The following is a 24,819-nucleotide window of genomic DNA, read 5'->3' as shown; positions in this document are numbered from 1 at the left end:
GGCCGGCACCAGCGCGGGGCCGGCGTGCCGCTGCCCGCGCCAAGCAGCGCACGGCGATGCGCCGTGCGCCCTTGCCAGCACCGCAAGCCAGCACGCCACAGGCGATGCCTGCCAGCGGTGCTGGCCCCGCCCCGCGCCAGGCGACACAGCCGAAGGGTGTCGCCCCCGCGGGGCGGGGAAGCGCTGCCGGCGCGAATGCGGGCAGCGCGAAGGGCTTGCCGCCTCCGCCCGCGGAGCACGCAGTGCAGGCGGAGGCCGTGCCCGGCGGCTACGCCGAGGGCTACCGCGACGGCGTATTCGCCGGCGGGGAGGCGCTGGTGGCGCAGCACATCCCGCCGGATCACATTCTGCCTGCCGTGGCGGCGGCAGATCTGATCGCGGCGGGATTCCGCCAATACGCGCCCAGCCTGGCCCGGCTGTCCAGCCCTCATGAGATGGCTGGACACATCACGGCGGCGCTGGATGCGCAGCGCCCCTTGTCTGTCGTTCGCCTCGGAGATGGCGAACTGCTCACACTGGCAGCCGATACGGTGCTGCCAGGTCAGGAAGTGCAGGAGCTGGCACCGTTTCTGCCCTATGCAGGGGTGCCATGCTCAACCCCCGACATCCGCGCGATGCTTGCGGAAGCCATACAGGCCGCCGACTGGGTTGGCGTGCCGATCTCGCGGGCACCGACATTCCAGGGACTGTTATTCCCGGTGTTGCGCCACTTCGGGATCGACTGGTCCCGGCTGAAATTGACCAGTTCCACGATCAATTACAGTCTGCATCAGTCCGGTCTGGTGTTGCCCTTGCTGCAAGGACGGCGGGTTCTGCTCATAGGCAGCCAGGCACCAGAGCTTGCGGCACTGCTGCATAGCAGAGGGATTCATGTCACAGGCATCATTGGTTCTGTGGCAGGAGTCATGGATATTCCGAGGGTGATGCAGCAAACCGCAGAACATGCTTTTGATATCGCGTTGGTGGCGGCGGGAATTCCGGCGGTCATTCTGTGTCGGCGAATTGCAGGTGAACTCGGCAAGGTTGCTCTGGACTTTGGACATTTGGCTGACAAACTGGTAACAGGAGAGCTTCAACTCTAGTGGACGTCCGGGGGCTGGTTATGTGCGTGTTAGCCTCACGGACAAGTGGAAATGGAGGGAGCAACATGAGCACACCCGATCAACAGCGCGGGGAAGAACGTCATAGCCGTAGCAACAAGGTTAAGGCTCGAAACGTAGTCCGTCGAAAGGGTCACAGTCATCTGAACATCATTCCAAATATCAGCACTCGCAGTGACAACAGCCGCAGTGAAAACAACAGGAATGGCAGCATAAGCAACGAAAAAAAAGCGGCCCGCCGTGCCACACAACACGATGTCTCGCGATCTGACATGGCAGTCCTGCATGCAGCAGGTCGTCGCTCAATACGGAAATCCAGACGTAAAGGCAAAAGCAGGCGCACACCCAAAGGCGCCAGGCTCTACAAACAGGGGTATACCAGAGGATACAACGAAGGTGTCCGCCAGGGACAGAACTCGTTTGGTCTTGTTTTTGAAGGAGTTAGCATCATTATCCCCACGTACAATCAGCGGGAGTATGTGCTGAAATGTGTGTCCAGTATCGAGAAGCATACCCCTGCTCCCTACGAAATCATTGTCGTGGATAATGCCTCAAAGGATGGAACTGCCGAGGCGATGCTCCGCAAAGGCGGCATGGTGAGGGTGGCTGCCCTGGATAAGAACCGGGGGTTTGCCGGAGGTGTCAATTATGGGCTGATGATGGCGAGAGGACGACATATCATCGTGCTGAACAACGATACGCTCGTTACTCCGGGCTGGCTGGATAACATGATGACTTGTCTTGCCAGTGATCCGAAGATTGGTGTGGTGGGCCCGGTGACCAACTATATTGGCGGGGATCAGCAGATTCAGGTTCCTTACCATGAGGTAGAAGAGATGTGGTCTTTTGCCGCCACACATAATCGTCCGGATGCAGACAAACATCGAATAACCGATCGCTTGGTCGGATTCTGCTGGTTGTTCTCACGGGAGCTGCTGGAACGGGTAGGTTATCTTGACGAAGGGTACGCGGTGGGCAATTTCGAAGATGATGACTGGATCATCCGAGTGAAGCTGGCAGGATACCAACTTGCGGTAGCCGGGGATGCTTTTATCCACCACTTCGGAAGTGTCAGTATGAAAGCCTTGGGTGAGCAAGACTTTGCTGTAGTGAATAAGGATAACGAGCAGTTTTATAGCCAAAAGTGGGGAGATCCCCATGCGCTGGTTGCCGAAACTTCCCGCTTGGCTAGACAACAAACCTCTGGTACCCCATCCGGTCAACAAGAGGAGGGTGATACAAACCCAATGGATCCGCGTCAGCGAATCTCAACGCAGGGCAGCCAAGATCCAGCATTACAGTTCAGACACAGTTATGACTTCTACCCGGAAGGTTCGTTTCTGTCCGATGCCAAAGGAGATGTCTATACTTTAACTGGTGGTCGGCGGCGTAAATTGAACATCCCTGTACCGCGTGGAATATCTCCTGTTCAGGTTGCCAAACCGGATCTGCTCGCCATTCCTGCCGGAGAAGCACTGATATCAGCGGGGGACGTACAAGGATGGCCGAGGGAATCACAACAGGTGCATACAACAGCGGTTCATGGTTCTGACAATGGCTGGGCAGAAGGAAGTATTGTTGCCGCAGTGGATGCACCCGAGATTCGATATCAGATCAGCGGAGATAAGCGGAGACGATTTGTATCGGTCTATGCGGCAGAACGTTGGGGTGTACATTCTGGGCATATTATCAGCGTGTCTGCGGACCAACTGAATGCGATGGAAGAAGGCTGGCCCATTATCGCCCCACCTCAGCTCTTGAACCCCGATCTGTAATGTCAGGCGATCTGTTTATGCGAATCAGCAGCATGATGCGGAATGGAAAATGTAGCGGTACCCTGTGTAATCGCTCTGATTCATTCCGCATCCGAATATTACATATGAGTTGGTAGCTAGACTACTGAAGCAGTGCGATTCATTCCTGTAAAATAAGCCATCTTTCAAATTTATAATTTAATCTTTCTATTTGGTTATAGGTTTATTCTATTAGCAGATCCATTGACGCCTGAAGGGTGCAGGAGTACATTTATAGCCATAATTCTTATTTAACAGATGGGAATTGAAGGTCTAGGGCGTTCATATTCAATCGCCCAGATCTTGATCTTAAAACTAATCAGGAGGTATGTCGATGTCATCATCAACCAAAAAAGTCGTGCTGTGGAGCAAAACAGGCTGTCATTTCTGCGGGGAAGTAAAAGCATTTCTGACAGAGCGAAACCAGCCTTTTGAGAACATTGAAGTGCAGGGTAATGACGTGCTGCGTGATGTGCTTGAAGCAAAATATGGCATTCGGCATGTACCCGTTATTGAAGTGGGAGGGGACGGCAAGTTTGAAGCCTTGCTGGAACCTGATCTGGAGAAGCTGGCGGAACTTCTGGCACGAGCGGACGAAGCGGCAGCAGTCTAACGGGAGTGGATATATACCTTTGGAGCAAGCCGTTCCGGTTGCTGCATGATGCAAGATCGCATTTGTACAGCAGCCGGAACGTTCAATAAGTTATAGCTCTCTTGGGATGTAAATGGTCTTATTTACATCTTCAATGTTCATATAGAAAAAATCTATTAGTCACGCTGTTGACCCTTTTACGGGGCAGTGATAAGATTTTTGAAATTAAAACAAACCAAACTCATAGGAATAGTTAAATTTTAAGTTATTTCGCATACGTAATCAGTTCAGTTGGCCCTTGATCATTCTTTTGAAGATTCTAATCCAAGGAAGGCGGAGTGCATATGACAGCGAAACGCAGTTTGAAATTTGGAGCCATTATTCATGGGGTTGGAGGAAGCAACACCACATGGAGACACCCGGAGGTTCTGTCGGATGCCAGCGTTAACTTTGGATTCTACAAACGTCAGGCACTGAAAGCGGAGGAAGGCAAGTTCGATCTGGTCTTTATCGCAGACGGTCTGTATATTACCGAGAAATCCATTCCGCATTTCCTCAATCGCTTCGAACCAATCAGTATCCTCTCCGCTTTGGCTGCCGTTACTTCACATATTGGACTGGTAGGCACCCTCTCGACATCCTATAGTGATCCGTTCACCGTAGCCAGACAGTTCGGTTCCCTCGATCAGATCAGTGATGGCCGTGCAGGCTGGAACGTCGTGACTTCTCCGCTGGAAGGTACAGCGAAGAACTATAGCAAGAGCAGTCACCCTTCGCATCCAGAACGTTATCGCATTGCCGCGGAATATTTACAGGTAACCAAAGGGTTGTGGGACTCTTGGGAAGATGATGCCTTTGTGAGAGACAAAGAGAGCGGTGTCTTCTTTGATCCATCCAAGCTGCACACGCTTAATCATGAAGGAGAGTTTTTCTCCGTACAAGGTCCGCTCAATATTGCCCGTTCACGGCAAGGACAGCCGGTGATTTTCCAGGCAGGTTCATCGGAAGATGGCAAAACGCTGGCGGCGCAAGAAGCGGATGCTGTCTTTACCGGACACGATACGATTGAAGATGCACAGGCATTTTATAAGGATGTGAAAACACGGGCGGCTTCCTATGGACGTTCTTCACAGGATATTGTTATTCTGCCAGGCATCAATCCTATTGTTGGACGGACGGAAGAGGAAGCTGAACAGAAATATCAGGAGATCGCAAGTCTGGTTACCATTGATAAAGCGCTGGATTACCTTGGACGTTTCTTCGAACACCATGATTTCTCCCAATATCCGCTGGATGAACCGTTCCCGGAGCTGAATGGCATTGGAAGCAACAGTTTCCGCAGTGGAACCGACAAGATCAAGAAGGATGCCAAAGAGCAGGGATTGACCTTGCGTGAAGTGGCTCTGCGGGCAGCAACACCGCGTAGCAAATTCCTGGGCACACCGGAGCAGGTTGCTGACAAGATTCAGGAATGGTTCGAGACGGAAGCAGCGGATGGCTTCATTATTGCTTCGGAACTGCCGAGTGGATTGTCTGATTTTGTGGAACTGGTTGTTCCGATTCTGCAAGAACGCGGTCTGTATCGTACGGACTATGAACACGATACATTGCGAGGTAACCTTGGGGTACAGATTCCGGTTAACCGTTATACGGCTGCGAAGAAGCAAGTTGTATCTGATTTGGCATAACGGATAGGGAGCGAACGAGCATTTGATTTTGTCTGTTGTGTTCTCCAAACGGTATTAAAGTAATCACTACGTTTCGTACTATCTTAAAACCGACTTAACTCATAGGATATATAGAGTATTGGTATAAACATCAATTTAATGACACCTGTATACACAGAGGGGGAAGCGATATGAACAGGTCTATCTCATGGATGAAATATATGGCATTGGCAGCAGTATTGGTGATGGTATTATCCGGTTGCGGAGCGGCGGGAGGCAGCACGAACAGTACGGCACAGGCATCAGGCGGGGGGCAGGCCGGGCAAGCCGAAGGAGGCAACCTGACTTTTGCACTTGCAACTTCACCCGATACGCTGGACCCTCATCGCAGTGGGCTTGCCGTAACGGTGCGTGCCATCCGGACGATCTACGACAATCTGGTTGTGCAGCTGCCTGATGGTTCCATCAAACCGTGGCTTGCCACGGAATGGAGCGTATCCGAGGACGGCAAGAGTTATACGTTCAAGCTGCGTGAAGGTGTGAAGTTCCATGATGGTACACCGTTTAATGCGGAAGCCGTGAAATACAATCTGGACCGGGTGATTGATCCGGCCACCAAAGCTGCCAATTCTCTGGCCCTGATTAGACCGTATAGCTCCTCCGAAGTCATTGATGAATCTACCATCAAGGTAAATCTGGAAGCACCATCACAAGCCTTTCTTGGCAACTTGAGCCAGGCACTTCTGGGGATCGTATCCCCTACAGCTGCCCAAAAATATGGTGACCAGCTAGGTAAAAATCCGGTGGGCACAGGTCCGTATACCTTTGTGAAATGGGATGAAAATGCGGATATCGTCGTTGCCAAAAACAAGGATTACAACTGGGGACCTGAGACGGTTGAAAATAAAGCCGCGCCCCATGTGGATACGATCACATTCAAGATTGTACCGGAAGAAGCGACGCGTATCGGAAGTGTACAGAGTAGTCAGGTACTCGCTGCCGAGACGGTTCCACCGCAGAATATCGCTGCATTAAAAAACGATCCGAACCAGCAATTGTTGCAGGCCAATACGGTTGGGTTGCCATACACACTCTTTTTCAATCTGCGCAAAGCGCCTTGGGATGATGTGAAAGTAAGGCAGGCGGTACAATCCGCTGTAGATGTGGAATCGATTGTCAAAACATTGTATCTGGGCAACTACGAACGTGCATGGTCCGCACTGTCTCCTGGAATCCTGGGTTATGATGCATCGCTGGAAGGTAGCATTAACCCGGACATCAACAAAGCCAATCAGCTGCTCGATGAACAAGGCTGGGTGAAAGGCGCTGACGGTATTCGTGCCAAAGACGGCCAGAAACTGATCCTGCGTTATGTCGATGGTTCGCCCAATCGGGAGAAACGCAATGACATTGCCGCCATTATCCAGCAACAGTTGAAACAGGTTGGCATTGCTGTTGAAGTCGAGATTACAAAAGACGTAGCAACGGTCATCTATCAGAACTGGGATTATGATCTCTATGGCAACAGTCAGGTCAATTCTGATCCTAATGCCTTGTACGCTTTCTATCATACGAGTGCAGAGGGCGAGCGCCCGACATTGTCCGGTTTGTCTGATCCAAAGATCGATGAATTGCTGGAGCAGGGAGCGGTCGAGACGGATCCTGATAAACGTGTTCAGATCTACAATCAAATCCAGCAATACCTGATTGAGCAAGCGGTAATTCTGCCGATCTATGTATTCCCGTATACCGTCGCTGCATCCAAAAAGGTCGAAGGCATCAAGTTTGATTCACTGGGGTATCCACTCTTTAACGACGTCCGCATTCAGCCCTAACAGAGGTTGTTCAAAAAGTCCACTTTTGATTACGAGTCATGCCTAATGGCATGATCAGCATCGAATATGAAATTCAGCCGAAATAAGCGGGGGGCTTACGAAGGATGTTTCCTTCGGAAACATTTCAGTTGCTCACGTAGTTTCCTACGCTCCGCTACTCCATTTCTAGCTTCATTCCATCTTCTCGGTACTGAAAACTGGTCTTTTTGAACACGTACTATAGGAACGACCAATCCAGATTCAGGAAGGAGATATCCCGGTATGGTTCAAACGATACTGTCACGACTCGCAACATCGCTTCTGGTTATTTTCGGAGCTTCGGTGCTGGTGTACTGCATCATGTATCTTCTGCCGGGTGATCCGGTTCTGCTCATGCTGGACCCGTCCTCGGCTACCCCGGAGATGATCGAGAATCTGCGGGTTCAGCTTGGACTGGATCAGCCGTTTTACATCCAGTTTGCGAACTATTTCGGTGATATGCTGCGTGGGGATTTCGGTAAATCAATGATCAATTCCGATCCAGTTCTGCCAAAAATACTGGAACATTTTCCAGCCACACTGGCTTTGACCGCACTCAGCTCAATCATTGCCATCACGATTGGAATTACACTCGGTGTATTGTCTGCAATTCATCGCAATGGCGTGATTGATTTCGTTGCCCGGCTCGTTGGACTGTTTGGTATCTCCATGCCAACCTTTTGGACGGGGATTCTTCTCATCCTGTTATTTTCGGTACAGCTTGGCTGGTTCCCGGCGATGGGTTCCGACGGATTCAGCTCACTGGTTCTTCCGGCAGCTACGCTGGGGCTCGTGGGTGCAGGATTTATCGTACGGATGGTGAGGAACAGCATGCTGGAAGTCATCAATGAACCGTTTATCGTGGCATTACGGGCTAAAGGACTTTCGGAGCGTGCCATCATGTATGGCCATGCGCTGCGTAATGCCCTGATCCCTGCCGTAACGGTAATCGGCATGCTGATCGGTGATCTGCTTGCGGGAACCGTTGTGGTGGAGACCGTCTTCTCCAGACAGGGGATCGGCCGAATTATTGCGGATGCGCTAATGGCCAAGGATCTGCCAGTGGTGCAAGGGGTTGTTTTCTTTACATCCATTATCTATGTGGTCTTGAATTTGCTGGTGGACATCTCGTATTCGTACATTGATCCCCGGGTTCGGCGTGCAGTCCGAACATGATGACAGCCGGAACAGTCAGAAGTGTCCTGACGCGGAGTATGGAAGGAGGAGTTGTTGCTCATGAGCATGAAACCTTTGGTTGGTGACAAAAAAGCATGGGCGGGCAGTGTAGGACGTATCCGTCTGTGGAATCGCCGCCCTTGGCGTTATCGCGTCTCATTCGCGGTATCCCGATTATTCTTTTATGCAGCATTGCTGGTGGTGGTGTTTACCGTGGCATGTGCGATTGTACCGGGCTGGATTGCGCCCTATGATCCAACTCAGATGATGACGGATGCCATTCTGCAGGCTCCTTCTGCTGCGCATCTGTTCGGGACGGACTATTTTGGCAGGGATATCTTCAGTGTAGTTGTGCATGGAAGCAGGGATTCGCTGCTCATTGGTTTTGCTTCCGTTCTTGTGGGCGGTATTGTCGGTAGTGCTCTTGGTATTATCTCGGGTTATGCCGGAGGAATTGTTGATACCATCACGATGCGGGCAGTCGATATTCTGATGGCTGTACCCGGCGTGCTCCTTGCATTGTCTGTTGCAGCTGCTCTCGGGCCAGGACTGATGAACATTGCACTAGCTGTTGCGGTTTCCTCCATTCCGGGCTACGCACGGGTGATGCGTGGGCAGGTCATATCAGTTAAAGGTCTGCCTTTCATTACAGCGACACGTTCACTGGGCGGTTCCAATGCACGTATTTTCTGGAAACATGTACTGCCACATTCGTTGTCACCCTTGCTGGTCATGGCTACGCTTGGTGTAGGGACATCAATTCTTACGGGTTCCGGACTCAGTTTTCTGGGACTTGGGGTGTTGAAGGAAATACCGGATTGGGGCGCATTGCTCTCGCAAGGTAGAGGTTATCTGACGGTTGCCTGGTGGATATGTACGTTCCCGGGTCTGGCGATCACGTTGTTTGTACTGGCGGTTAATCTGATTGGAGACGATATTCGCGATCGGCTGGACCCCAAAGTAAAAGGAGCGGCTTGACCGCTATTCCAAAATATAAGAATTTATAAGTTTCACCCTATCCATTTTTATATTTCACTGCGAAACGGTAGCTGTGCCACCAGAGGACGGCGACAGCCGTTTACGCTTGAGGAGGAGATATTCATGTCACATGTTGTCATTATTGCAGGATCACCTTCCAAACGTTCGCGTTTGACAGGTCTGACGGATTACAGCAGCCAAAAATTAACGGAGGCAGGCATCACTGTTGAAGTCATTCATGTTGTGGACCTGCCCGCTGAGGATCTGGTGCAAGCCCGGTTTGACAGCTCATTCATTCGTGATGCACTCGCTGTCGTGGAAGCGGCGGATGCAGTTATTGTGGCTACACCGGTATACAAGGCATCGTACTCGGGAGTGCTCAAGCTGTTCCTGGATCTGATTCCGCAAGAAGGGTTGCGGGGCAAGTTGACACTTCCGCTCGTTATCGGTGGCTCTATAGCTCATCTGCTCGCCATTGATTATGCATTGAAGCCTGTTCTGGCAGCCCTTGGTGGAAGACATATCTTGGGTGGCGTGTATGCTGTGGATCAGGGAATTGAGCGATTGGATGATGGAAAATTTGTACTCTCGGCAGATGTGACTACACGTTTGGATCGCTCGCTGGATGAATTGATATTGACACTGGAAAAGGATGGGATTACGATATCATAAAACCAAGTAAGTGTATTGGATAAATCAATATAAGATCAAACGTCTGCGGACGTGGATACGGAGGCGCTCATGAATATCGAGAATATTGAAGCATTTGTATATATCAATCATTATGGAAGCTTCAATAAGGCTGCCGAAGTACTCTTCTTGTCCCAACCTTCGGTCACAGCTCGCATTCAGTCACTGGAAAGGGAGCTGGGCTGCAAGTTGTTTGATCGGCTTGGCAAACAAATTGTGCTGACAGATGAAGGTCGGAAATTCCTGCCATATGCGCAGCAAGTGCTGCAAGTGATTCAGAAGGGCAAGCAGAAGATTCAGCAACGGCGATCAACACCGGATGCTCTTCGACTTGGTAGTACAGTATCGGTATCCAACTATGTCATTCCCGATTTTTTACCCAAGATCAAGGAAGCTTACCCCGAAATTAATATCAAATTGACGACCGCAACGACGGATCAGCTGATTGCCAAACTGCTTGGTCAGGAGATCGATCTTGCTTTTGTGCGCAAGGTCATGCATCCTGCGATCCGTACGGTTGCTTTTTATGAAGATCCGATTCAGCTCTATGTGTACAAAGGGCATCCATTCATTGAGAGCGGGCATGTCAGCATGGAAGCTATCCGGAATGAGCAACTGGTCTTTTTTGAATGTGGTTCACTGGACTGGCTTCGCATTCACCGGGCTTTCGACTCGCTGGAACATCCGCCGAATATTACATACCATGTCGATAATTCGGAGACGGCGAAGAAACTGGTTATGCAAGGGGCAGGCATTGCCTTTCTCCCGGGACTCACGGTGAAGAAGGAAGTGCAAAATCGGGAGCTGTTCCCCATTCAGGTACATGAGGTAGCAGGTGTATCGTTGCAGATCAGCGTCGTTACTTTAAAAGAAGAATATTCGCCATTGGCAGAGCCCTTCGGGGAACTGCTGCGGAAGTTATAGATTGTTTGTAAGATTCAAGAACAGAGGTTCAGCACAATCAAGGAGGAGAAGGATATGAGTATTCGTGTTGGCATTTTGGATCAGACTCCCATCTATGAAGGGGAAACGGCGGTGGATGCTTTTCGGCATACGATTGAGCTGGCACAGCGGGCAGAGCAGCTTGGATTCCATCGGTTCTGGGTGTCGGAGCACCATGATTCAGGGCATGTTGCAGGTTCCTCCCCGGAAGTACTCATCTCCCACTTGCTTGCGCATACAAAGCGGATTCGGCTGGGGTCTGGCGGAGTAATGCTTCAGCATTACAGTCCATACAAAGTCGCCGAGAATTTCAATATCCTCGCCGCGCTCGGACCAGGAAGAGTTGACCTGGGAATCGGTCGTGCACCAGGCGGGTTACCACGTTCGACACAGGCGTTGCAGGAAGGTATTCAGGAAGCCGCATCTCTTCAAGAGAAAATTGTTCAGGTGAAACGATACATCCACAATGAGCCGCTTGAAGATCAGTCGCATCCACTTGCAGGTCTCAGCGCTTCGCCAGTGTCGGACATTCCAGCGGAGCTGTACGTACTTGGAGCAAGTGTAGATAGTGCGGGCATGGCTGCGGAACTGGGACTCCCATATGTCTTTTCACTGTTCATTAACAGTAATATAGAGGTAGCGCTTCAAGCGATCCGTGTATATCGTGAACAATTTGATCGTTCCCAAGGACGGGAGCCCTACGCTGCACTAGCCATATCGTTAATTGTGGCCGAGAGTGAGGAGGAAGCGGAAGGACTTGCGAGCGAGCATATGCTGGTGAAGATCCATCTGGAGAGTGGGAAAGTACTCACTGTCGGTTCTGTGGAACAGGCGGAAGAATTCGGCCGTCAATCAAACGAAACCTATCGGATCGAGATTTTGGAGCCAAGTGTGACCCGGGGTACGAAGGAAAGCGTAGGTCAGGCACTGCTGAAGTTCCAGCAGGAGTTTGCTGTGGAAGAGTTCATTGTGACTACAGCTACACGGGACTTTACCAAGCGAATTCGTTCATTCGAATTGTTGCGTGAGATTCTGGCAGAGCAGGGACTCAGTGAATTTGCACTGGAATCCAAGGAAGAAGCAGCAATCGGATAGAAGTAGGCAGTTAATATAACAGTGAATATATACGAATGGGAGGCCATGTGATGAAAAGTGATCTGGAACAGCCCAAGCAGCATTCTGACCAACAAGTACAGGGCCCCGAGCATGAACTTCACGGTGAACGGGCGGAAGAATTCGTGGAAAGATTAATCACCATTCGGCGACATCTGCATCGTAACCCGGAATTGTCCGGCGAGGAAAAGGAGACGACGGCAGCCATTCGCAGTTGGCTGGAAGAGGAAGGCGTCCATATTGCAGACGAATATGCGCTACGGACAGGGCTTGTCGCTGAAGTGGGTCAAGGGGACGGTCCTGTTGTCGCCCTAAGAGCAGATATTGATGCGCTGCCCATTCAGGAAGAGACAAAGCTGGAATTTGCCTCCCAGGTAGATGGAAAGATGCACGCATGCGGACATGACGCACACACGGCAATTCTGATCGGTGCTGCACGATTACTGAAACAGCGCGAGTCCATTCTACCGGGAAAAGTACGGTTGATATTCCAGCCATCGGAGGAAAAAGCAACGGGTGCTCGGCAAGTGATCCAGAGCGGCGCATTAACCGATGTTCGGGCCGTATTTGGTTTACATAACAAGCCTGATCTTCAGGTAGGTACGGTGGGCATTCGGGAAGGCGCATTGATGGCAGCAGCAGACGGTTTTGTTGTCAAAGTGGAAGGTGTAGGCACCCATGCAGCTGTGCCTGAAGCCGGCATTGATCCAATTGTGGTTGCCGCACATATTGTTACGGCATTACAGGCCATTGTGAGTCGCAATGTGGGAGCACAGGAGAGTGCTGTAATCAGTGTCACCAAGCTCCACAGCGGCACAGCCTGGAACGTTATTCCGGATGAAGCGATTCTCGATGGCACAGTGCGTACCTTTGATGAGAAAGTGCGTGCACGGATTCGCGAGCGTTTCAATCAGGTAGTCGCCGGTGTGGCGGCAGCCTATGGCACACGGGCTACGGTTCGCTGGATTCAGGGACCACCTGCCGTGGTCAACGATGAAGCTCTGGCATCTGCGGCGGAGCAAGTTGCAAGTCAGATTGGGCTGAATAGCATCAGACCGCTGCCTTCTCCGGCAGGAGAGGACTTCTCTTTTTATCAAAAAGAAGTTCCCGGCCTGTTCCTCTTCCTGGGCACCTCTGGCCCGCATGAGTGGCATCACCCTGGCTTTGATGTGGATGAACGGGCTCTGTCGCTGGGAGCACATCTTCTGGCTGCACTGGCTGAGAGAGCACTGCACAATGTGCAAGCACATCAAGAGTGATGAGTACAGTGAATCACTGGATCATATCCAGATCGAAACGGTTCCGTTCGACGGCAACCGTTTTTCGTATTCCCTTTTTTAAGTGAGAACGGGGTAGGAACGACGAGTCGTTGAATCTTATCAGATGGTGTAGGTATGGCTAGGGCTGGCGCAGAAGCGTCAGCTCTGTTTGGGTTTTCTTACAGGAAGGGAAGCTAAAGATTTTATGAAATTTTATTTTTTTAAATGGAAATATTTGTTGACGCTCCCCAAAAAGATGTGCTATATTTTTCTCGACCTTTTAATCGTAATAATTACTATTAGATAAAAAGAAGAACAGGAGTAGTCGCTGCGATGAAACAGGAGATCGATTTTATCAAGTTCAGTCCCACCCAAAACATGACGATTCTGGTTAAAACGGATCATGCAGCCGAGAAATACAATCATATTGCAACTCGTCTAATGTCGTATGATAACGTTTACGCTGAACAAGTGGGATTCATTGAACCAACGAGGAGACCGGAAGCTGCTGCCCGTCTGGAAATGGCCGGAGGAGAGTTCTGTGGCAATGCCTGTATGGCACTTGCAGCACACCACGCATCTGAAGCAGGACTGGCACATCAGGAGTCTATGGACATCATGCTGGAGGTTTCCGGAACCGATCAATTGATCATGTGCCATGTGAAGAAGCAGCAGAACGAATATGACTGTCAGGTAACCATGCCGATACCAAAGCAGATCGAACAACGAACAATCCGATACGAAGGCATCGAGCTCGATATGGTGATCATCCGGTACGCTGAGTTCATCCATATCGTGATCGAAGTTGATGACTTTGACGATACGATGAAGAAGAGGGCACAGACCCTTGCAAGATTACTGGGATTAACCCTGGGAGATAAGCTGATCGGTATCTTGTTATATCAATCACACTTGGAAGAAATGGCCCCACTCATCTATGTTCCGGAGCTGGATAGTCTGATCTGGGAGAGAGGGTGTGGTTCGGGTACGGCCTCCGTCGGAGCGTATCTCGCATGGAGCCAGCAGAGGCAGATTACGCAGTACATCAAGCAGCCTGGTGGTGCGATCAAAGTGGTAGCCCAGTGGAATGGCGCAGAACTTGGGAGTATTACGATTGAGGGATCTGTTGGCATCGTGGCTCAGGGCAAAGCCTTCATAGATGCTCCAGCAGAATGGAGCGTTGTAAACGCATGAGGTACATGATACATGATCGAGACAACGTATAGGGGGAAAAGAAATGATCACATTGGTCCATTTTCAGACATGTTTGAGTGAATTTGCAGAGAAATTCGATAAGCTCGCGAGCAAGTATGATCATACGATTCAGCATAGTGCAGAGCTGGAAGCTGTGATCAATGACTACTCCCGCTTTGTGACCGATCAGGAGAATAAGGCAGCATGGGAACAGTTGGAGCATTCCGAGCTGGAAGAGCTTGATTCGCTTGTGTGGGCGTTAAGAAATAAATCCGCCCAGTGTGTGGCGATCATGGAGAAATATCGTGCATTAAAGTTAGAGAACGGGGATGTGCAGATTGCCGATTATTTCAAAAACATAGAAGAGTGTATCGATAAAGAATTCGGCAGCTTCCATGTCACCTCCGATTCCAACGTATTGTTGGTAGGCTCCGGTTCATTCCCAATGACACCATTACTCATCGCCAAGCGAACAGGTGCACAGGTTGTCGGGATCGATATTGATGAAGAGTCCATTACACTCGGGCGAAAAGTGGTGGAGACACTGGGCACGGGTTTGAAGATTCGTTTGCAGTCAACATTGCTGGAGAATCTGGAGTATACCAAGGAAGCAACCCATATCATTTTCAGCTCTACCGTGGCCCCTAAATATGAGCTGCTTGATCAACTGCATGCTCTGACGAATGCACAGGTGGTTGTAGCCATGAGATACGGTGATCAGTTGAAGTCCTTGTTCAATTATCCTATGAGAGAGACGGACAGCAGCAAATGGAAGCTGGTGGATACGATCCTGCGCCCGGATGATGTGTTTGATATTGCGTTGTATCAAAAAGCATAGGTATGCAAGTGCATCCAAGTGCGTCCAAATGGATTACAGATTGAACATTGAATTAAGGAGGCTTATATGAGCAATCTTCAGCGAATTCTGATACTCGGAACCGGACCTGCATCCATTCAGCTTGCGGTAACGCTCAAAGATCATCTCAACTGCTGTATAGGCATTACGGGGAGACAATCGGTTCGTTCAGCGTCCGTATTCTCAGCCCTCGAAGAGAGCAATCAACGTATTCAGGTCAGCATTCAAAATGAGAAACATCAATCGCTCGCAGGTGAGTGTTACGTTGATCATGTGTTCAAGGGATATGACACCATTGATGGTAAATGGGATACACTCATTTTGGCGGTTACCACCGATGCGTATATCGATGTACTGGAACAAATGAAAAATGATTTCATCAAACAACTGAAATGTATCATTTTGATTTCTCCAACGTTTGGGTCGAATCGACTCGTGACCCATTATATGAGAGAGCGGAATGCGGCGCCGGAATTGATCAGTTTCTCTACCTACCTCGGAGATACTCGTTGGATGCACGAGCATCCGTCGAATCATGTGATTACTACAGGGGTCAAGAAAAAGGTTTATATCGGTTCCACTCTTTACCCGTCTGAACAGGTCAGTAAGCTATGCCAAGTGTATGAGCGTTTGGGTGTTGCGCTGGAAGTGATGCGATCCCCACTGGAGGCGGAAACGAGAAATATTTCGTTGTACGTGCATCCACCTTTGTTCATGAATGACTTCTCATTAGAAGCCATCTTTGGAGCATCGGATATTCAGAAATACATATACAAGATGTATCCTGAAGGTCCGATTACACAAGTTTTAATACGAGAAATGCGGGCACAGTGGCAGGAGATTATGAATATTACGGACCGACTCCATATCCAGGGAGTGAACCTGCTTCAATTCATGACGGATGACAACTATCCGGTTCGATTAGAGAGTATATCACGCCAGGATATCGAGAATTTCAATCAGCTGCAGGTCATTCATCAGGAGTATTTATTATACATACGGTACACCTCCTTATTGATTGATCCATTCTCGGAACCCGATTCGGAAGGCAAATATTTCGACTTTTCAGCAGTCCCATTCCGTAAAACGTTCATGAACCGCGAAGGGGAGCTGGACATCCCCCGTATGCCCAAGGAAGATTACTATCGCATCAAAATCATTCAGGGCATAGCCAGACATCTCGATGTGAGCTGTCCAACCATTGATCAATTTATCGCCAGATATGAAGCGAAGCTTCAGGAAGTGGCTGACGCACACCCGGATCAACGCTTGTCCAGCGCCTTTTCAATCCAATCCTTTGAAGAGGATATCCGCATGATCTGCACCGGACTTTGAGTAATAGGGTTAATTACATCTCAAATTTATCAAGTTGAACCTGATGTTTACATCATAACGGAGAGTGCAGAACCAATCTGAAGAAGCGAAGCGTTCGCATTTATCACCGGATTTTCTCTTTGGAAAAGAGAATCAAAAAAATCTGGGGATAACAGCGATCGGAAGATGGTACTGCAATCGGAGTGGTCCGATGTAACCTACAAGGTCTGCTTGTAACTTAATCATCAGGAGGAAATGTTGTGAAAAAGGGTCTTACTTTTACATCTATACTATTGCTGGTGTCAGCCATTGCGCTGCTCGCCGGATGCGCTCAGAACACAAAAGAGAAAGAGGGCACCCAAACGGAGTCTGTAAATAGTCAGGTGCAAACGGAACTCATCTATGCTTCTGCCAAAGATATTAATGATATGAACCCCCATTTGTACACAGGCTCCATGCCTGCACAAGGGATGGTATACGAGTCTCTGGTGGAAAACACGCCTGACGGGATCAAGCCATTGCTGGCTGAATCATGGGATATCTCCGAGGATGGCAAGACGTATACTTTTCATCTGCGACAAGATGTGAAATTCCATGATGGAGAGCCGTTCAACGCAGAGGCGGTTAAACAAAATATCGATGCAGTACAGGCGAATGCCGAAAAACATGCTTGGATCAAGCTATCTACCAAAATCACAAGTGTAAAGGTAATCGATGAGCATACGGTGGAGCTGACGCTATCGGAAGCCTATTATCCAGCAATGGTGGAATTGTCCATGACAAGACCTTACGTCTTCATATCACCCAAGGATTTCAAAGATGGCGGAACCAAAGACGGAGTAAGCGGTTTCCAGGGCACAGGACCTTACAAGCTTACTGCTCATAAAGTCGAAGAGAATGCCACGTTTGAAGCCAATGAAGACTATTGGGGTGGTGCACCTGCAATCAAGAAGATCACATCCAAGGTTCTTCCGGCTGGAGAAACAACATTCCTGGCATTGCAAAAAGGAGAGATCAACTTTGTGTTCACCGATGACCGGGGAGCAGATAGTATCGATGTCGAAGCCATGGACCAATTGGCTGAATCCGGTGATTATCAAGTGGTTCGAAGTGAAGCGATGAACACCAATATGATCGTAGCCAATAGCAGTCGCGAGAATAGTCCGGTTCAGGAAACGGCAGTGCGGGAAGCGCTATGGGTGGGCATTGATCGGGAAACGATCAGTAAAGATATTTTCAACGGAACACAGACTGTAGCGGACACGCTATTTTCAGCCAATGTCAATTACGCCAAAGTGGACCTTAAAAAACGGGAGTATGATCCGGAAATGGCTAAAAATCTTCTGGAGCAAGCTGGCTGGACATTGGCAGATGGTAAAGTGGTGAGAACGAAAAATGGTCAGCCTTTAGCCATGAAACTATACTATGACAGCAACTCGTCTTCACAGAAAATACAGGCCGAATTGATTCAATATTCGATGAAAGAACTGGGTGTTCAGCTTGAAATCGTGGGCGAAGAATCCACTTCCATTGCGAATCGGAGAGCCACCGGGGAATATGATCTGCTCTTTAATCAAACCTGGGGACTGGCCTATGATCCACAGAGTACCATTGCAGCATTTACGTCTGATTCGGCATACAAGCATACGACAAGCGGAATTGCCGAAGCAGATGAACTATATCAGAAAATCGATGCGGTCATGGTCTCCACGGATGAGGCTTCCCGCCAATCCCTGTATGCCGACATTATGAATATCGTCCATGATGAAGCAGTCTTCATCCCGATTACCAACGGACGTGTCACCGTAGTCGCTCCTGAGAATCTCGATGGAATCTCATTCAAGCAGACTCAATATGAACTACCATTTGAAAAAATGAATTTTAAATATATAAATTGAACTAAACATTTACACAAAACGGAGAGGACAGAAAGAACCTGAAGAAGCGGAGCTACAAGCTTTCTGCAGGAAAGCTACTTCGAAAGCATACACTTCGTCTACAAGCTTTCTGTAAGAAAGCTACATCGGAAGCATACGCTATCCCCGGATTTTCCCTATATAAAAGGAATCAAAAAAATCTGGGGATAACAGCGATCGGAAGGTTGTTCTGTCATCGGAGTGTAGTGTAAATATTGTTTAGTTCAATTTAAATAGAGCGGAGATGGATATGGGAAGTTATATCGTCAAAAGGAGTCTGTTAACCATCCCTTTACTGATTATCATTTCATTTATAACGTTTGTCCTGATTAATCTATCTCCCTTGGACCCGGCGGTTGTTGTGTTACAGGCACAGGAAGTTCCGCAGATTACGGATGAACTGATCGCGCAAACGAATGAAGAGCTAGGATTCGATCAGCCGTTCATGATCCAGTATGTGAACTGGATCATGGCTGTTGTGCAGTTGGACTTTGGCAACTCTTATGTATCGGGTGAACCCGTATGGTCATTGATGGGGCCGGCTTTTATGAGCACATTGAAGTTAACGCTTGTCTCATCGGTATTTATTATTGGACTGTCCATCCTGCTGGGTGTGGTCTGTGCCATGAGAGAAGGCAAGCTGCTGGATCGATCGGTCAGAGGTATTTCCTTTTTCCTTACAGCCATGCCATCCTACTGGCTTGCAGCCATGATGATCTGGTATTTTTCCGTCAAGCTGGACCTGTTACCTACCAGTGGCATGGACTCGTATCGAAGCTACATTCTACCGGTGATCGTAATCACGGTGAGTTATACAGGCATTTATTTCCGAACGGTTCGAAGTTCCATGTTGAGCAATATGAATGAGGACTATGTGTTATATGCAAGGGCAAGTGGTCTGAGCGAGAAGAAAGTCACCCTGCATATTCTGAGAAATTCATTACAGGTGGCCGTTTCCATCTTTTGTATGGCGATCCCGATCGTGCTGGGCAGTACGGTAGTCATCGAAAATGTGTTTGCCTGGCCGGGGCTAGGGAGACTCAGCGTGAAATCCATTTTAAGCAGGGATTTTCCGATTATTCAGGCGTATGTTCTGATGTTGGCTGTCACCTTTGTGTTGTTTAACACGTTATCCGACATCATTAATGCGGCGATGAATCCCCGGTTGAGAAAGGAATTCTGATGCGAATATTGAAAAATCTGTGCAAAGACAAGCTTGCGTTGACCTCTTTGCTAGTGATTATGGTCACGATTATGGCGGGCGTACTGGCTCCGCTTATTGCGCCGCATGATCCAGGACAAGTGAATATGAAGCTTCGTTATGCCTCCTCGTCCTGGGAGTATCTATTAGGCAATGATCATCTGGGCAGATGTGTGTTATCCCGGCTTATCTATGGTATCCGTCCAAGTGTGTTATGGGTTCTGGTTGCGCTGAGCCTTTCTGTTCTGATTGGGGCCATTGTTGGATTCATTGCGGGTTACTTCAAGGGGAAAGTGGATGCATGGATTATGAGAGTCTGTGACATTATGCTGTCTTTTCCCGGGTACGTGATGACACTGGCGGTGGTTGGCATTTTGGGTGCAGGACTGGAGAATATTTTAATTGCCTTTGTGTGGATGAAATGGGCCTGGTTTGCCCGCGTTATTCGCACATCTGTGATGCAATTCTCCGATATGGATTATGTGAAATTCGCTAAAGCCTCCGGCACGCCTAATCTGAGAATTATAACCAAACATATTGTTCCGGTTACCTTTGCCGATATTGCCGTCATTGCCAGTGGCTCCATGTGTTCAATGATGTTGCAGATCTCTGGCCTTTCCTTTCTGGGGCTTGGCATTCAGGCTCCGCATGCGGAGTGGGGCATGATGCTCAATGAGGCGAGGGAAGTTATGTTCTCCAGACCTGAATTGATGTTGGCACCAGGCCTGGCTATTGTGGTGGTGGTGTCTGCTTTTAATTTTCTATCGGATGCCCTTCAAGTGGCTCTGGACCCCAAATTGATGACCTCTCAAGGTAAGTCTGACAAGTCTTACGAAAGTGAGGTGAGAAAGACGGCTTATGAATATAGTCGAGGTTAAACATTTGAAAGTATGGGACACCAATACAGGCAAAGTGATCATTCATAACAGTTCATTTGAAGTTAAGCAGGGAAGCTGTATGGCCATTGTGGGGGAAAGCGGTAGCGGCAAGTCCGTCACGTGCAGAGCCATCATGCGACTGAACAAGCCATGGATTCGTCAATCGGGCACGATGTTATTTCAGGGCGAAGACCTGAACCAGCTTTCGGAACCGGAGATGAGGCGTAAGCGGGGCAAGCATCTATGTATGATTTTGCAGAATGGCATGAGTGCATTTGATCCTTCCTGTGTCATTGGTGTTCATATTCGGGAGACGCTTCAGCAGCATTTTGGCTGGAACACCCGCGAGATTGAACGGAAAATCATCAATGCCATGGAAAGCGTCATGCTTAGACATCCGCGTGAGATTATGAATCAATATCCACATCAGCTGTCCGGTGGAATGCTGCAACGAATCATGATTGCACTGGCATTAGTGCTTGAGCCTGATCTGATTATTGCGGATGAGCCGACAACGGCGCTGGATACGATCTCTCAATATGAAGTGGTGGAGCAATTGATTCATTTACGCGAACGCATGGGCTGTTCCATGATGTTCATCTCCCATGATCTCGGCGTTGTTCAGAAGATTGCAGATGACGTGATGGTCATGAAAGACGGAAACATCGTAGAGCGTGGCAACATGCATTCTGTTTTGACGGAACCGGAGCATGCCTACACGCAGTATCTGGTCTCTACCCGATTGGAGTTGAGCAATCATTTTAAGGCGTTGATGCAGGGGGACTTATAGATGCTAAAGGTCGAAGGTATCGAAAAATCATATAACCAAGGCGGACTGTTCTCCAAGCATAGACATCAAGTTTTGAAACAAGTTACCTTTGAATGCCAGCAGGGCGAGTGTCTCGGTATCATCGGTGAAAGCGGAAGCGGTAAATCGACGTTGGGCCGTCTGATTCTGGGCATTGAACGGCCGGATCGTGGAACGATCTCGCTGGATGGTAAAGACGTACAGGATCGACGTGTACGGATGGGTAACCTCAGCGCCGTTTTTCAAAATTATACGTCATCCATCAATCCATTTCTTACCGTGGAAGCTGCCATTACGGAACCGATGCAAGCACAGCAAAAACTGCGAAAGCATCAGGGAAACTCAGAGAAGGTAGATCTGTTGCTGAACCAAGTTGGTCTGGACCCTTCTTATAGATCCAAATATCCGCATGAACTATCCGGCGGGGAGGCTCAGAGAGTGTGCATAGCCAGGGCCATCTCCACCGCCCCTAAATGCATTGTGTTTGATGAAGCGATCAGTTCACTGGACGTGTCTGTTCAGATCCAGGTACTGCAATTGTTGAAAGAGCTGAAGGAAATTTACAAGCTGAGCTATGTCTTTATCACACATGATATACAAGCGGCAGCTTATATCTGTGACAGGGTTATCATTTTCAGAGAGGGTCAGATTGAAGAGATTGTTCCTATTGAGCAGCTAAAGGATGTTCAGTCAGACTATGCGAAGAAATTATTGAAGCATTTAATACCATTTTAGGGGGAATACCCATTGTGAGTGGAGCGATGTCTTGGCCTTTTCTGCGCTTGTACATACTGGTTCTTCTATATTTCAGTGCCAATGCCATTCTTAACGTGATCATCCCATTGCAAGGGGAGTCCTTGGGTGCGAGCGGTACAACAATCGGACTGATCATGGGCGCTTATATGTTCACAACGATGTTTTTCAGACCCTGGGCAGGTCGGATTATTCAAAAGCACGGTCCGATCAAAATATTGCGTTTGATTCTGATCATCAATGGATTTGCGCTGATTTTATATACCTTTACGGGACTCGGAGGTTATTTGGTTGCTCGTATTTTACAAGGTGTATCGACAGCGTTTTTCTCCATGGCCTTGCAGATTGGCATTATTGATGCACTTCCGGAGAAAGATCGGTCACAGGGGATTTCGTATTATTCGCTATTCAGTTATATACCGGGGATCGTGGGGCCTGTTATCGCGTTAGGAATCTGGCAGACGGGTGGTATGGATTATTTTACAGTGGTTCTGATCGGCATTGCCGTCTGTACGGGCGTCTTCGGATATACCGCCAAAATGGAACCAAACAAGGAGCAACCTGCTGAGAATCTTTCGGAGCAGAACGTGAGCATGTGGGAATCCTTTGGTCAGTTGGTGAAGAATCCACATTTATTTCGTTGCAGTGTGTTAATGCTCGCCGCTTCGGTTGTATTTGGCGCGATTACCACCTTTATTCCGCTGTATGCGAGTCAAGTACCAGACGGGAATGCGGGTGTATATCTGATGATTCAGGCAGGAACAGTGGTGTTGGCTCGAATTATGCTTCGAAAAAGGATTCCGTCCGATGGCAGTTGGCATTCTCCTTTCATCATGGGTACGATGTGTCTGCTCGCCGTAGCTGCGCAATGTGTCAGTTTTGCCGTGACAGGTGGGGTAGTCTTTTTCTATGTGGGCGCTGTATTCATGGGAATCGGTCAGGCGATCCTGTATCCGACACTCACGACCTATTTATCTTTTGTCTTGCCTAAGCTGAATCGAAACGTCCTGATCGGGTTATTTATCGCGATGGCGGATCTGGGTATTTCTCTGGGTGGTGTGATTATGGGACCCGTCGCTGACTTCTCTTCCTATTCATTTATGTACATGATCTGTGCTATCCTAGGAGCGGTAATGATCGTTTTTGCCTATGAACGGCGGAGACCCGTGACAGGTACATCTATGAATTGACTGCCAGAAGAGAAAGTGGTGACGAACGTTTGAAGGCTTCAATGACGGCAACATCCAATGGAAAATTAAATCCGGTATCCTTTTCGTTTATCCGGTTTTATATGCTGGCCTTTTTATTTTTTGCGGCAAATTCAGCTTTGACGATTATTCTGCCCCTGAGAAGCGAGGCTGCCGGATTGAACCAGGCTGAGATTGGTCTGATGATGGGGGCATACATGTTCACTTGTATGCTCTTGAGACCTTTTGCAGCACAGCTGCTGGGCAAGCATGGGCCGCTTCGAGTGATGCAATGGCTATTGCTTTTACATGCCGGAACGCTACTGCTGTTTGTTGTTTTTGGTGTGGAGACGTATCTATGGTTGCGAGCCCTGCAAGGGGTGGCTACGGCCTTTTTCTCCATGACGATGCAGGCAGGCATTGTGGAAAAGCTGGAGGACAAAGACCGGGCACAAGGGCTGTCCATGTACACCCTTTTTACGATGGTTCCTTCTCTGGTCATTCCGATCCTTGCTATACAAATCTGGGAAAATGCCAGTGATCTGGCGTTTACGTTGCTTATGATCGTACTGGCGGCTTTGCCACTTCTGATTGGGTATAATGTGGATCTGCCACGGAGTACCGTACAGAACAAATCGTACACCTTGGGTGACATGTTTCGTTCATTCGGCGGCATCTGGCGTAGTACTCCACTGCTGATTAGCAGTGTGGTGATGTTGTTTGCGTCCTGCGTTTTTGGGGCGACAGCGACCTTTCTTCCCCTGTATATGGTATCCACCGGACTGGCGAGTGCAGGCGTATTTCTGACGATTCAGGGATTAGTTGTAATCCTGTGCAGGTTTATTTTGCGCAAAAAAATTCCGTCCGATGGTAGCTGGAATACCTGGCTGATGGCAGGGTTAATGCTGTGCGCAGCACTGGGAACCCAGTTACTCAGCCTGATGGAGATCATCGGGCCATTGGTGTATCTCTCCGCGGTGTTCAGCGGTTTTGCCCTGGCACTGTTGTACCCGACATTAACCACATATCTGTCCTTTGTGCTGCCTGCGGATTCCAGATATGTACTCATGGGGATTTTCATGTCCTCGTATGACCTTGGATTCTCTATGGGCGGATTGGCGATGGGGCTTATTGTGCAAGCGAGTTCGTATTCGACCATGTTTATGATCTGCACTTTGCTCTCTGTTGCAGCGATGGTACTGGTGTTGGTGTTCAGGCAACGGATGGAAGCGGGCAATAAGGCCAGATCTGGGGTAGTAAGCTGAACGGCATTGGAGTGGAATGATCCTGGGCAGTGATAGACAGTCGGATATTACTGCCAGGTATCAGTTATTTTGGTGCATGCGATTGGAGCACCGATATGGGAGCGTAAAGTAAAAGGCTTATGGACTGAAGTTTCAGGGACGTATCGTCAAGATACGAAACTGCAGGAGACAGATCATAAGTCTTTTTTTTAGATAATAGAATTTATACGTTTTCAGAGGAGCTGAACAACTCGAATATCGCAAGAAAAACTTTCAACTACATGCGGTCTGCCTTCTGTGAAAAT

General features: G+C 48.9%; 21 protein-coding genes. All 21 read left to right on the top strand.

The genetic code is table 11. From position 1 onward, the window contains the following. The first annotated feature begins 434 nt into the window (after positions 1-434). Positions 435-1,082: a GT-D fold domain-containing glycosyltransferase gene (locus MHI55_RS25415; RefSeq protein WP_340387463.1), complete on the top strand. Its 648-nt coding sequence runs from the start codon at positions 435-437 to the stop codon at positions 1,080-1,082. A 65-nt stretch (positions 1,083-1,147) separates the two neighbouring features. Beyond that, positions 1,148-2,875, top strand: coding sequence for a glycosyltransferase family 2 protein (locus MHI55_RS25410; protein WP_340387461.1), 1,728 nt, complete (start codon positions 1,148-1,150; stop codon positions 2,873-2,875). A gap of 352 nt (positions 2,876-3,227) precedes the next feature. Continuing rightward, positions 3,228-3,506, top strand: a complete 279-nt coding sequence (locus tag MHI55_RS25405; protein ID WP_036605813.1) for a glutaredoxin family protein — start codon at positions 3,228-3,230, stop codon at positions 3,504-3,506. A gap of 323 nt (positions 3,507-3,829) precedes the next feature. Further along, positions 3,830-5,173: an LLM class flavin-dependent oxidoreductase gene (locus tag MHI55_RS25400; protein ID WP_047841256.1), complete on the top strand. Its 1,344-nt coding sequence runs from the start codon at positions 3,830-3,832 to the stop codon at positions 5,171-5,173. A gap of 170 nt (positions 5,174-5,343) precedes the next feature. Further along, positions 5,344-6,987 carry an ABC transporter substrate-binding protein gene (locus tag MHI55_RS25395; RefSeq protein WP_076319776.1) on the top strand — a complete coding sequence of 548 codons (1,644 nt, stop codon included), beginning with the start codon at positions 5,344-5,346 and terminating at the stop codon, positions 6,985-6,987. Positions 6,988-7,248: 261 nt separating this feature from the next. Continuing rightward, positions 7,249-8,181 (top strand): ABC transporter permease, encoded by a 933-nt coding sequence (locus MHI55_RS25390; protein WP_036605816.1) that lies wholly within the window; start codon positions 7,249-7,251, stop codon positions 8,179-8,181. Between the two features lie 60 nt (positions 8,182-8,241). Next, entirely contained in the window at positions 8,242-9,159 is a 918-nt protein-coding gene (locus MHI55_RS25385) for an ABC transporter permease (RefSeq protein ID WP_082218907.1), read from the top strand. A gap of 123 nt (positions 9,160-9,282) precedes the next feature. Continuing rightward, complete coding sequence (gene ssuE, locus MHI55_RS25380; protein ID WP_036605818.1) at positions 9,283-9,831, top strand: NADPH-dependent FMN reductase; 549 nt, start codon at positions 9,283-9,285, stop codon at positions 9,829-9,831. A 69-nt stretch (positions 9,832-9,900) separates the two neighbouring features. Next, on the top strand, positions 9,901-10,773 hold the full coding sequence (locus MHI55_RS25375) for a LysR family transcriptional regulator (protein ID WP_340387459.1): 873 nt from the start codon (positions 9,901-9,903) through the stop codon (positions 10,771-10,773). Between the two features lie 54 nt (positions 10,774-10,827). Further along, positions 10,828-11,886 (top strand): LLM class flavin-dependent oxidoreductase, encoded by a 1,059-nt coding sequence (locus MHI55_RS25370; RefSeq protein WP_076319775.1) that lies wholly within the window; start codon positions 10,828-10,830, stop codon positions 11,884-11,886. A 50-nt stretch (positions 11,887-11,936) separates the two neighbouring features. Continuing rightward, positions 11,937-13,163 carry an amidohydrolase gene (locus MHI55_RS25365; RefSeq protein ID WP_256721340.1) on the top strand — a complete coding sequence of 409 codons (1,227 nt, stop codon included), beginning with the start codon at positions 11,937-11,939 and terminating at the stop codon, positions 13,161-13,163. Between the two features lie 333 nt (positions 13,164-13,496). Beyond that, positions 13,497-14,357, top strand: a complete 861-nt coding sequence (locus tag MHI55_RS25360) for a diaminopimelate epimerase (RefSeq protein ID WP_076319774.1) — start codon at positions 13,497-13,499, stop codon at positions 14,355-14,357. Between the two features lie 43 nt (positions 14,358-14,400). After that, complete coding sequence (locus tag MHI55_RS25355; RefSeq protein ID WP_076319773.1) at positions 14,401-15,195, top strand: class I SAM-dependent methyltransferase; 795 nt, start codon at positions 14,401-14,403, stop codon at positions 15,193-15,195. A gap of 66 nt (positions 15,196-15,261) precedes the next feature. After that, on the top strand, positions 15,262-16,548 hold the full coding sequence (locus tag MHI55_RS25350) for an opine metallophore biosynthesis dehydrogenase (protein ID WP_340387457.1): 1,287 nt from the start codon (positions 15,262-15,264) through the stop codon (positions 16,546-16,548). Positions 16,549-16,910: 362 nt separating this feature from the next. Next, positions 16,911-18,425 carry a nickel ABC transporter substrate-binding protein gene (gene nikA / locus MHI55_RS25345; protein ID WP_340390645.1) on the top strand — a complete coding sequence of 505 codons (1,515 nt, stop codon included), beginning with the start codon at positions 16,911-16,913 and terminating at the stop codon, positions 18,423-18,425. A gap of 268 nt (positions 18,426-18,693) precedes the next feature. Beyond that, complete coding sequence (gene opp1B, locus MHI55_RS25340; protein WP_340387455.1) at positions 18,694-19,626, top strand: nickel/cobalt ABC transporter permease; 933 nt, start codon at positions 18,694-18,696, stop codon at positions 19,624-19,626. Continuing rightward, a complete protein-coding gene (gene opp1C, locus MHI55_RS25335) occupies positions 19,626-20,522 on the top strand; it encodes a nickel/cobalt ABC transporter permease (RefSeq protein ID WP_076329029.1) in 897 nt (298 codons plus the stop codon). The genes opp1B and opp1C overlap by 1 nt, the downstream gene beginning before the upstream one ends. Continuing rightward, on the top strand, positions 20,503-21,312 hold the full coding sequence (locus tag MHI55_RS25330; protein ID WP_076329030.1) for an ABC transporter ATP-binding protein: 810 nt from the start codon (positions 20,503-20,505) through the stop codon (positions 21,310-21,312). Before opp1C ends, MHI55_RS25330 begins: the two co-directional genes overlap by 20 nt. After that, positions 21,313-22,065 carry an ABC transporter ATP-binding protein gene (locus MHI55_RS25325; protein WP_339185856.1) on the top strand — a complete coding sequence of 251 codons (753 nt, stop codon included), beginning with the start codon at positions 21,313-21,315 and terminating at the stop codon, positions 22,063-22,065. Positions 22,066-22,079: 14 nt separating this feature from the next. Continuing rightward, a complete protein-coding gene (locus MHI55_RS25320) occupies positions 22,080-23,273 on the top strand; it encodes an MFS transporter (protein ID WP_339185858.1) in 1,194 nt (397 codons plus the stop codon). Then, a complete protein-coding gene (locus tag MHI55_RS25315; protein WP_339185859.1) occupies positions 23,270-24,535 on the top strand; it encodes an MFS transporter in 1,266 nt (421 codons plus the stop codon). The genes MHI55_RS25320 and MHI55_RS25315 overlap by 4 nt, the downstream gene beginning before the upstream one ends. Positions 24,536-24,819 lie beyond the last annotated feature (284 nt).

This window comes from Paenibacillus sp. FSL E2-0151, from assembly GCF_037993015.1.
GTDB lineage: Bacteria > Bacillota > Bacilli > Paenibacillales > Paenibacillaceae > Paenibacillus > Paenibacillus amylolyticus.
Note: the sequence above shows the minus strand (reverse complement) of the source record. Positions and strands in the feature narration are given on the sequence as shown.